Origin of the sequence: uncultured Megasphaera sp. (assembly GCF_958350005.1) — a bacterium.
Taxonomy (GTDB): Bacteria; Bacillota; Negativicutes; order Veillonellales; family Megasphaeraceae; genus Megasphaera.
In genome coordinates this window covers 1-10,158 of sequence record NZ_CATWFF010000072.1, presented here as the reverse complement: position 1 = coordinate 10,158, position 10,158 = coordinate 1, and the positions used below count along the sequence as shown (strand labels likewise).

Below are 10,158 nucleotides of genomic sequence, written 5' to 3'. Positions count from 1 at the left end.
GTGTACATACTCTTGCATGGCTTGGCTCATAATGGTATTTTTCTTTTTAATCCAACCAATTTTCATATACCCAAACGGCCCATTCAAAGGGATAGAACAAATGGTATCAGATACAACCCTCGGAATGCAGCAACCTGTCCCCAAATTATATCCATTAGTATGGCTAAGAAAACTAAACATTGTAGATCGATCAGTTACATACACCGTTTTCTTCGAAGATACAGCCGGAATAACAATTTCTTCTGAAAACTGATAGGGATCTCCACCTTGCTCATATCGTATATAAGGATACGGCTCTAACTGTTCCAGCGTTAAGGACGAGTATTTGGCAAGAGGATGGGATATTTTTAAATATACATACGGAGGAAAATCATAAAATGGTGTAAATTCCAAATCATTTTTTTCAAACAATCGATTCATATAGGTAGCAATCATATCCGATACATACAGAATGCCGATCTGACTTACTTGCGTTAAGACGTCCTGAATTACCTGTGAAGTTCGTACTTCATGCATCCGAATCGTATAGTGCCTGGACGGCGGCATAGCATTAACCAAGGACAGCAGGGCATCAACAGGAAACATGTAATGTTGGGAAGAAATGGACAGGTTCAGTTCTTCTTTATCTTCGGAATTAGCTGAAAAGAATTCATGCATTCCCTTTTCTGCTTCTAATATATGTCGAGAAAATTGGAGAAATTTAATACCATCTTCCGTAAAGGATACGCCATGACGACTCCGTTTCAGAATAGTAATAGAAAACTCTTCTTCCAGATCCTTAACGGCTTTACTCAAACTCGGCTGCGCAATAAACAATCGGCGGGCCGCTTCTGTAATAGATCCACAGCGATAAATTTCCACAATATATTTTAATTGCTGTAATGTCATATGCATACCTCCTGTACATAGTTTATAACTATCCTTTATTCACATTTCCTAATATTATTCAAACTGCATTGTCTCTGTTATACTTTACTTGAAAAGGAAATTACGTAAAACGGAAAAAATAATTTCAATTAAAAGGAGGGATTCTTATGAAACGTGAAGACATGCAATCCCTGGGATTTGCAACCAGAGCTATTCATGGGGGTACAACAGCCAATTCTTTCGGAGCACTGACAAGTCCGATCTATCAGACCTCGACGTTTGTATTTGATTCTGCTGCACAAGGCGGCCGGCGCTTTGCACTGGAAGAACCAGGATATATTTACAGCCGTCTTGGTAATCCAACTACAGCGGTAGCAGAAGAAAAACTGGCCATGCTGGAAGGAACAGAGGATTGTGTAGCCGCTGGTTCCGGTATGGGGGCCATTGCCGCAGCCTTGTGGAGTCTGCTGAAGCAAGGGGATCATATTGTTGCCGGCGATACCCTGTATGGCTGTACCTTTGCCCTTATGAACCATGGTCTCAGCACCTTTGGCGTAGAAACGACCTTTGTCGATATGAGCGACCTCGATGCAGTACAAAAAGCCATGCGCCCTAACACAAAGATAGTATATCTGGAAACACCTGCTAATCCAACCTTAAAAGTCACTGACATAGCAGCTATCAGCACAATTGCCCATGCAGTAGAAGGCTGCCAGGTCATTGTAGACAATACATTTTGTACTCCCTATATTCAGCGCCCTGTTGAATACGGAGCCGATATCGTCGTCCATTCAGCAACAAAATACTTAAATGGCCATGGCGACGTCATTGCCGGGTTTGTCTGCGGCAAGAAAGAATTCATCACGCAAGTACGTCTGTTTGGCATCAAAGACATGACCGGGTCCGTCCTGAGTCCCTTCGATTCGTTTCTTATTGCCCGCGGCATGAAAACGCTGGCTATTCGCATGGAAAAACACTGTGCTAATGCCATGAAAGTCGCAGCATTTTTAGAAAAACATCCTGCAGTGGCTTCTGTTTCATATCCTGGCCTCACCAGTTTTCCGCAATATGAATTAGCCAAAAAGCAGATGTCCCTGCCAGGCGGCATGATTTCTTTTGAGCTAAAAGGCGGAAAAGCGGCAGGTGCTATAGTCATGGATAATGTCCATCTTTGCAAACTGGCTGTTTCCCTTGGTGATGCTGAAACACTAATTGAACACGCCGCCACGATGACCCATTCAACGTATACGCCGGAAGAACTAAAAATGGCCGGCATCAGCGAAGGACTCGTCCGTCTCTCCGTAGGACTGGAAGATCCAGAAGATATTATCGCTGATCTAGACCAGGCACTAAATTGTATTTCCAAATAATCTTACTATATAAAAGCAAGAACTCCTGCTTCTGAAATCAGCGGTGAGTTCTTGCTTTTTCCTTTTATGGCAGGCTATAGTGATAGATGCCCTGTACATCTGTGCGTACGAGTTGGCCGTGATGAAGGAGATACTCAATATGGGCCAGCGTTTCCCCCAGGGCAAACCATTTCTGGGTCGGCGGGAATTCGTCCCACTTTTTGCCGCGCATGGACCAGGTCATATGAGGCGCAATGGCAAAGGCTGTTGAGCCGGGATACTTCCGGACAATGTCCAGCACTTCCTGAAGGCGGACATGGTGGTGCGCCTTGATATCATCAATTCGTTCTCTAATAGAATGAGCTTCCTTTCGGTGTCCCGGCAGAGCCAGCTTTACAGGAAGGTCGTATACCTTGTCCAGACTGCGGAAATACTGAGCCAGCGAATCTTTCATGTTGTACCACACCTGTATATTAGGCGTAATATCGAATAAAATATGGTCTGATGTAAAGAAAATTTCTTCTTCCGGCAAATAGAGACAGCACAGGCCTTTCGTATGCCCCGGCGTATGAATGACGTGAAAATCACAGTCTGCCAGGCGAACGACGTCGCCGTCATGAACGGCGTGAACAGAAAAATCAATTTTCGGCGAAAACTTACGGGCCTGATTGGAAAACTGGGTCTTTATATCTTCTTCCGGCATACCTTCGCGCATAAAATTATCTTCCGCAAATTTCCACGTCGAGCCGTCTTCTGAATCGCACAGATACTGGTAATCATCGGGATGCATGTATATGGGGCAGCCCGCAGCGGAAAACAGCCCGACCAGACCGCTGTGATCGGCATGGAGATGGGTAATAAACAAATCCGTTCGCTGCAGGTCGATGTCGAGCTCATTCAGCCCGCTGCACAGGGCCTGCCGGCATTCAGGCCGGTTAAATCCCGTATCAATGACGAGATTCCGCGTTTTTCCTTTAATGACATAGGAATTCAGATATTTTAGCGGGTTATCCGGCAAATCTACATGGATCTGGTAGATCTGCGGCTGCTGACAAAGCTGGTGAATCATACAAAACCTCCTGTAAGCATATAAGCTGCTGCGTTCTTATCCAAAGTATACCATACTATGTACAGCTGTGCCTACATACCCTGTAATTATATCCCCTAGCCTGCATACGAACAAAATCAAGGCTGCGCTATGCGCCAAAATACAAAACAGCAAACACCTGCCTTCTCTGGCAGTATAACAAATCCCCCTGACTCATCGGACTCAGGGGGATTTGCGCTATATGCAGGAAACAGGGATAATCCGTTTTTATTCGCTTACGATTTCGGCTTTGAATACGTTAATGACATCCACATCGGGACAGCAGAACACAGCCGTCCCTGCCGGCTGCCCGGGAATGGTGCCGCCATAGCGGAGAATATCGATATACGGAAAGGCTACGTGCATGGCCATGGGGCAGAGTTTTCCCCGCTCCGTATCGTAGTCAAAAGACTCTCCTACGCAGTGTCCGCGGTGGCATCCGCCCTTGCCGATTTTATCGACAATTGTAATCCGTATCTTCGGCCGCTTCATGGTATATCACTGGGAATTCCAAAAATTCTCCGGCCATTTTCTTCGGTAATACGGCGCACTTCATGAACATCCATGTCCCGCAGACGGGCAATTTCTTCTGCCACGTACTGGACGTAAGCCGGTTCGTTCCGGCGGCCCCGATACGGCGGCGGCGTCAGATAGGGGCTGTCCGTTTCGATGAGGATGCGGTCCAGCGGCAGTTCGCAGACAATGTGCTTCAGCTTTTTGGACTTCGGGAATACCATCGTCCCTGTAAAGCCGATGTAATAGCCCATCTTGATCAGTTCCTGCGCCATTTCCAGGCTGCCTGAATAGCAGTGAAACACGCCGCGCGTCCCCTTGCCGTACTTGCGGAGAATGTCCATCGTATCACCGTGGGCTTCACGGTCGTGTATATCCAGAGGCACATCCAGTTCTGCCGCCATTTTGACCTGTTCAATAAAGACATCGTGCTGAATATCATGAGACGGTTCCGGCCAATGATAATCCAGGCCTACTTCACCGATGGCGACGACTTTTTTCTCTGTCTGCAGCCACTGGCGAATCTGGGCAAAGCCTTCCGGTGTCGCCGAAGCGGCGTCTTCCGGATGGATGCCGACGGCTGCGTATACCTGCAGATACTGGTGACTCAGCGCAACGGCTTCAGCCGATGTCTGAATATCCGTGCCAGGGCACAGCATGTAGGTCATGCCGGCAGCAAAGGCCCGTTCCATCATGGCCTCCCGGTCTTCGGCATAAGCTTCATCATTAATATGGCAATGGGTATCAAACAGCATTTACCGCACCTGGCTTCCTGCCGGCATGCCGTCAGCCAAAACGACCTGGAGTTTATCAGCACCGTCCAGGGCGGCGAGGACCATGCCGTTTGATTCAACGCCGCACAGCTTAACCGGCTTCAGATTGGTAACGACGACGACGCTGCGGCCAACCAGATCGTCTGGATTATAATGTTTGGCAATGCCGCTGACGATCTGCCGCGTTTCTGTTCCCAGGTCTACCTGCAGTTTCAGCAGTTTTTTGGCCTTGGGGATCTTTTCACAGGCTACAATCTTGCCGACGCGGAGGTCGCATTTGGCAAAGTCATCAATGGAAATTTCCGGCTTCGTCGGTTCCTTGGCAGCCGGGCAGGCATCGGCTTTTAGTTCCTGTGGATCCGCATCGGCAATTTCTTCATTTAAATCGTACCGCGGGAACAGGGCTTCGCCTTTGCATACTTTCGTCTGGGCCGGGTATTTGCCCCATACCTGTGCATCCGGCAGGTTTGCACTGCTGAAGTCGCCCAGGCCGATTTGCTTCCACATATCAGCAGCGCTGACCGGAATAACCGGGCTGACCAGGATGGCAATGATGCGCAGCGATTCGAGAAGGTTGTACAGTACTGTCTGGAGCCGTTCTTTCTTGGCATCGTCCTTTGCCAGTACCCATGGCGTCGTTTCATCAATATACTTATTGCTGCGGCGAATGAGGGTCCATACATCATTAATGGCGTCATTAATCTTCATGTCGTCCATGTAGGCTTCAAATTCCTTCGCCGTCTTTACAGCACATTCAGCCAGTTCTGCATCGACTGGTTCGGAAGCGGACGGGCCGGCAACAACGCCGTTTTCATATTTTTCCACCATCGCCAGGGTCCGCTGCAGCAGATTTCCCAGATCGTTGGCCAGGTCCGAGTTAATGCGGTTAATGAAGGAAGGCAGGGAGAAATTGCCGTCCTGACCGAGGCGCACTTCCTTGAGCAGATAATACCGCAGTGCGTCAGCACCATACCGTTCGATCAGAGGAATAGGATCGACGACGTTGCCCAGGGATTTGCTCATCTTCGTGCCGTCTACAATGAGCCAGCCGTGACCGAAGACCTTTTTCGGAATAGGCAGACCGCAGCTCATGAGCATAATCGGCCAGATAATAGTATGGAAACGGACGATTTCCTTGCCGACGAGATGCAGATCAGCAGGCCAGAATTTGGCGAATTTTTTGGGGTCATCAATATAGCCGACAGCTGTCAGGTAGTTAGCCAGGGCATCAAACCAGACATAGACGACGTGCTTCGGATCCCAGGGTACTTTAATCCCCCAGTCAAAGGACGTACGGGATACACACAGATCTTCAAGGCCGCTTTTTACAAACGAAATCATTTCATTGCGCCGCGATTCAGGCTGAATGAAATCGGGATGTTCATCAATAAATTTCAGCCACCGATCAGCATATTTATTCATTTTCAGGAAATATGCTTCTTCTTTTACCAGTTCCAGGGGCCGGCCGCAGTCCGGGCAGACATGCTTTCCTTCAGGCAGCTTGTTTTCCGGCCAGAACGATTCGCACGGCGTACAGTACCAGCCCGTATATTCACCTTTGTAAATATCGCCGTTGTCGTAGGAAATCTGCATCAGTTTCTGAACTACTTTTTCGTGGCGTTTTTCTGTTGTCCGAATGAAATCATCGTTGGAAATATGCAGTCTGTGCCATAAATCCTGGAACAGGGCAACGATTTCATCGACGTACTGCAGCGGCGTTACGCCCTTGGCTTCAGCAGCGCGCTGAATTTTCTGTCCGTGTTCGTCAGATCCAGTCAGGAAAAAGACGTCGTCACCGCGAAGCCGGTGAAACCGGGCCAGCGAGTCGGCAATGGTCGTGCAGTACGTGTGGCCAATATGAAGCTTGGCACTGGGGTAATAAATCGGGGTCGTAATGTAATACTTCTTCTTTTCAGTCATAGAGCGTTTCCTCCTGTACCGGCAAATGAGCCGATTTATGATAACGTGAGCGCAGCCTGATATACCCTGCGTTTCGGCACGCCGCACTGTTTGGCTATGGTGCGGACAGCGTCCTTTTTATCAGCGCCCTGATCCATGAGCTGCTGAACCATGGCGGCATAATCTGCATCATCCGGCACAGCTGTGTCTTCCATGGGCGCTGCACCGGCGACGAGAACAACAAATTCACCGCGCGTCCCCTGCTGAGCCAGCTGTTCCTGCAACTCACTCAGCGATCCGCGCAGATACTGTTCATATTTTTTGGTCAGTTCCCGGCACAAAACAGCCTGCCGGTTACCGAGATGATCCTGCAGTTCCCGCAGGACCGTCTGAATGCGATGGGGTGCTTCATAAAAGATGAGCGTCCCTTCATAGGATTTGACTGATTCCAGCACGGGCAGGCGGTGTTTCTGCGTCTTCGGCAGAAAGCCGATGAACGTAAACCGCGTCGTGTCCATACCGGACGCAATCAGACCGGTCAAACCGGCATTGGCCCCTGGAAGAGGCACGACAGGAATACCTGCCTCAATAGCCAGATGAACCATATCGCTGCCGGGATCACAGATAGCCGGCATGCCGGCATCGCTGACCAGGGCGACCATCTTCCCTTCCTGCAACAGTTCCAGAAGATGAGGCCCTTTTTCGGCTTTATTGTGTTCATGATAACTGGTCAGGGGCGTTTCAATACCGTACGCGGCAAAGAGCTGCTTCGTATGACGCGTATCTTCGGCGGCGACAATATCGGCTTCGCGCAGGCAGCGCACAGCACGATAAGTCATATCTTCGAGGTTGCCAATCGGCGTCGGACAAAGATAGAGCGTCCCTTTTTGAAAAATCTCTGCCATCGTATCTCCTTTCTGTATCAGGTCTTGCCGTACATGGCGAGAACAGCGCGGCTGTATGCGCCGTCAGCTTCGTGCACAATAAGGGGCGGCAGGACGTCCAGTCCCGGGCTTCCTCCCCGCACGCCTTCTACGAGAAAGAGCTTCGCCTTTTTATCTGGACGGCCGTGAATGAACTGCACCGTCTTCGGTTCTATGCCGTACTGGCGCATAGCTTCCAGAATATCTGTCAGGCGTTCCGTAATATGAACCATGCGAAACCTCCCCCGATATTTCAGAGCGTACTGTACAGCCGCCATGACATCGGCCAGCGTCGCTGTCTCTTCATGACGGGCCCGGCGCACACCGTCCAGCTCGCTGCAGGCACCGCGGCTCTTTTCCCGATAGGGCGGATTGGCGTAAACAGCGCTATAATAGCCGCTGGAAACCCACTTCTTCAGCTGCCGGTAATCGCCTTCTACAATGCGAATACGATCGTCACGGCCATTGAGAGCCACATTGCGGCGGGCAATATCAGCCATGACCGGATTCAGCTCGACCCCTGTAATCTGCCGGACACCGCGGGCAGTCAATATGAGGGGAATAGCTGCCGTTCCCGTCCCCAGGTCGAGGACAGGACTGCGCGGTGCCGTACCGAAATGAGCCAATACTACCGTATCCAGGGAAAAGCAGAATTCGTCATCCCGCTGAATCAGCTTCATGCCGTCCAGAACCAGGTCATCCAGCCGTTCATGGGCGTTGAGCTCAATCGTCATGATCCAGTTCCGCCACATCGGACCAGGCCACGTTGACCGAATGGCCTGTATCCAGCTGTACTTTTACGGTATGATCTTTCATGTGAATCCGCAGCACCGTGCCGACGCCGTCATCGGTCATGACTTTTTTGCCCACAGCCGGCGGCTTCTGCTGTCCTTCTTTCTGCTGGCATCCTGCACATTTCAGCTCGCCTGACGTATACAGGCTGTTTTCATAGCGCAGGCAGCACATGAGACGGCCGCAGATACCGGAAATTTTCGTCGGATTCAGCGACATGCCCTGACTCTTGGCCATGCGGATCGATACGGGCTTGAAATCTCCCAGAAAGGTGGCACAGCACAAAGGCCGGCCGCAGCAGCCAATGCCGCCGATCATTTTGGCTTCATCACGAAGGCCAATCTGCCGCAGTTCAATACGCGTACGAAATACCGAAGCCAGATCGCGGACCAGTTCCCGAAAGTCGATGCGCCCGTCTGCCGTAAAAAAGAAGATAATTTTTCCCATATCGAACGTATAATCGACGTCAATAAGCTTCATGGGAAGCTTATGTTTGGCTATTTTCTCCAGACAAATGTCAAAGGCCTTGGCTTCCCGTTCTTTATTCCGCTCTACCTGACGCAGATCCTTGGCCGTCGCCTTGCGGATAATGGGCTTTAACGGCTGGACGACATCGCCATCCTTGACCGTACGCGGTGCAATGACAACGGTACCGTATTCCATGCCCCTCGCCGTTTCGACAATGACGCCGTCTTCCAGTGACAGGGAAATACCTGTCGGATCAAAATAATATATTTTACCGGCCGGTTTAAACCGCACCCCTACTATGACCATTACATACCTCCTTTGGCCTTTATACAGCGAATACAGACATAATCCCATACGAGACGCACATTGACGTGGCGCTTCAGGGCTTCCATTCCTTCTTCCATCACCTGCAGGGCTGTGAAAATGCCTGCATCCGGCCAATACGGCAAAAGTTCCATCATATCCTTCCTGTACTGGCGCAGCCGCAGCAGGTGCTCATCGGCGCCGCTGCGCAGGACAGCCAGATCCCGCAGAAACAGGGCAATCCAGCGGAATATATCCATGGCCGCCCCATCGCCGATATCGACAGATACGGACAGCCACTTGGCATAGGGACAGGCATGTTCCGATATGGTATGCAGAAACAGCAGGGCCTGCCGCGCTTCTTCAGCCCCGTTGCCGTCCAGATAGGCATATACGGCAGATACGATGCCGCCGCCCCAGGCCACAGCCTGTTCGTAGTCACTGGTCTGTCCGCCGCGGAGCTGCTGCAGTCCCTGCAGCATATCCTCGTCGCTGACAGGATCAAAGGAAATATAGGCACACCGGGAAATAATCGTCGGCAGCAGCAGCGACGGCTGATCTGTAATCAGAATAAAGCACACTCCCGGCGGCGGTTCTTCCAGGGTTTTCAGCATGCAGTTGGCAAACTCGGCATTCATCGTTTCTACGTGATCAATGACACATATGCGCCGGGCTGTCCGCCCCTGCAGCATGAGCCGGCTCTGAAGCTGGCGAAACTGGCCGACCTTCAGCATAGCCCCGACAGGAGCCACATAATAGGCCTCATCCCGGTCAGATAAGACAGGCACATCTGTCAGCTCTTCCCGCCGTTCAAAGACAGTTCGCCCCGTCACGGCTGAGGCAACAGCACAGGCCATGAGCGTCTTGCCCACACCGGCCGGTCCGGCAAAAATCATGGCATGAGGCAGCCGATCTCTTTCCATCAGCTGCTGCAGGCGTTTCTTTATAGCCCCATGTCCAATAATGCCCTGAAAATACGCCGATTCCATGGATTTCTCCTTTGCCGTTAAAAAATATCTTAACTAATTTATTATAAAAAAAATTGGCAGTAAAGTCTAGGTTTACTGCCAAAATACACGTATTCTCTATGGGTTCAGCACAGTCTGCACCAGCTGATATACATCATCATGAATTGCCCCTGCCGGCCGCATCTGTCCTTCCTGCGCGCAGGACACGCGCAGCCA

General features: G+C 50.5%; 10 protein-coding genes. 1 reads left to right on the top strand and 9 read right to left on the bottom strand.

Annotated features, from left to right (window positions below; translation table 11 throughout):
* Positions 1-888, bottom strand: an 888-nt coding sequence (locus Q3886_RS05685) for a LysR family transcriptional regulator (protein WP_301860205.1), incomplete at its 3' end; no start/stop codon positions are given.
* Positions 889-1,034: 146 nt separating this feature from the next.
* On the opposite strand from Q3886_RS05685, the gene megL reads away from it, so the two are divergent.
* Positions 1,035-2,237, top strand: a complete 1,203-nt coding sequence (megL, locus tag Q3886_RS05680) for a methionine gamma-lyase (protein ID WP_301860204.1) — start codon at positions 1,035-1,037, stop codon at positions 2,235-2,237.
* 64 nt (positions 2,238-2,301) lie between these two features.
* Here the strand turns inward: megL and Q3886_RS05675 are convergent, their stop codons facing one another.
* The 8 genes from Q3886_RS05675 to Q3886_RS05640 form a co-directional block, all read right to left on the bottom strand.
* Positions 2,302-3,285, bottom strand: coding sequence for an MBL fold metallo-hydrolase (locus tag Q3886_RS05675; protein WP_301860203.1), 984 nt, complete (start codon positions 3,283-3,285; stop codon positions 2,302-2,304).
* Between the two features lie 246 nt (positions 3,286-3,531).
* The gene (locus tag Q3886_RS05670; protein WP_301860202.1) at positions 3,532-3,795 is read right to left on the bottom strand and encodes a TIGR04076 family protein; all 264 of its coding nucleotides are present in this window, start codon (positions 3,793-3,795) and stop codon (positions 3,532-3,534) included.
* On the bottom strand, positions 3,792-4,571 hold the full coding sequence (locus Q3886_RS05665) for a TatD family hydrolase (protein WP_301860201.1): 780 nt from the start codon (positions 4,569-4,571) through the stop codon (positions 3,792-3,794). Before Q3886_RS05665 ends, Q3886_RS05670 begins: the two co-directional genes overlap by 4 nt.
* Positions 4,572-6,509 (bottom strand): methionine--tRNA ligase, encoded by a 1,938-nt coding sequence (metG, locus tag Q3886_RS05660; protein ID WP_301860200.1) that lies wholly within the window; start codon positions 6,507-6,509, stop codon positions 4,572-4,574.
* Positions 6,510-6,544: 35 nt separating this feature from the next.
* Positions 6,545-7,393, bottom strand: coding sequence for a 16S rRNA (cytidine(1402)-2'-O)-methyltransferase (gene rsmI / locus Q3886_RS05655; protein WP_301860199.1), 849 nt, complete (start codon positions 7,391-7,393; stop codon positions 6,545-6,547).
* A 17-nt stretch (positions 7,394-7,410) separates the two neighbouring features.
* A complete protein-coding gene (locus Q3886_RS05650) occupies positions 7,411-8,163 on the bottom strand; it encodes a tRNA1(Val) (adenine(37)-N6)-methyltransferase (RefSeq protein ID WP_301860198.1) in 753 nt (250 codons plus the stop codon).
* Positions 8,135-8,977, bottom strand: coding sequence for a stage 0 sporulation family protein (locus tag Q3886_RS05645; RefSeq protein ID WP_301860197.1), 843 nt, complete (start codon positions 8,975-8,977; stop codon positions 8,135-8,137). The genes Q3886_RS05650 and Q3886_RS05645 overlap by 29 nt, the downstream gene beginning before the upstream one ends.
* Positions 8,977-9,963 (bottom strand): AAA family ATPase, encoded by a 987-nt coding sequence (locus tag Q3886_RS05640; RefSeq protein WP_301860196.1) that lies wholly within the window; start codon positions 9,961-9,963, stop codon positions 8,977-8,979. The genes Q3886_RS05645 and Q3886_RS05640 overlap by 1 nt, the downstream gene beginning before the upstream one ends.
* Between the last annotated feature and the right edge of the window lie 195 nt (positions 9,964-10,158).

What these genes read in the sequence shown, in the direction of transcription:
- megL (WP_301860204.1), top strand. Translation starts at nt 1,035, where the DNA reads ATGAAACGTGAAGACATGCAATCCCTGGGATTTGCAACCAGAGCTATT.
- Q3886_RS05675 (WP_301860203.1), bottom strand. Translation starts at nt 3,285, where the DNA reads ATGATTCACCAGCTTTGTCAGCAGCCGCAGATCTACCAGATCCATGTA.
- Q3886_RS05670 (WP_301860202.1), bottom strand. Translation starts at nt 3,795, where the DNA reads ATGAAGCGGCCGAAGATACGGATTACAATTGTCGATAAAATCGGCAAG.
- Q3886_RS05665 (WP_301860201.1), bottom strand. Translation starts at nt 4,571, where the DNA reads ATGCTGTTTGATACCCATTGCCATATTAATGATGAAGCTTATGCCGAA.
- metG (WP_301860200.1), bottom strand. Translation starts at nt 6,509, where the DNA reads ATGACTGAAAAGAAGAAGTATTACATTACGACCCCGATTTATTACCCC.
- rsmI (WP_301860199.1), bottom strand. Translation starts at nt 7,393, where the DNA reads ATGGCAGAGATTTTTCAAAAAGGGACGCTCTATCTTTGTCCGACGCCG.
- Q3886_RS05650 (WP_301860198.1), bottom strand. Translation starts at nt 8,163, where the DNA reads ATGTGGCGGAACTGGATCATGACGATTGAGCTCAACGCCCATGAACGG.
- Q3886_RS05645 (WP_301860197.1), bottom strand. Translation starts at nt 8,977, where the DNA reads ATGGTCATAGTAGGGGTGCGGTTTAAACCGGCCGGTAAAATATATTAT.
- Q3886_RS05640 (WP_301860196.1), bottom strand. Translation starts at nt 9,963, where the DNA reads ATGGAATCGGCGTATTTTCAGGGCATTATTGGACATGGGGCTATAAAG.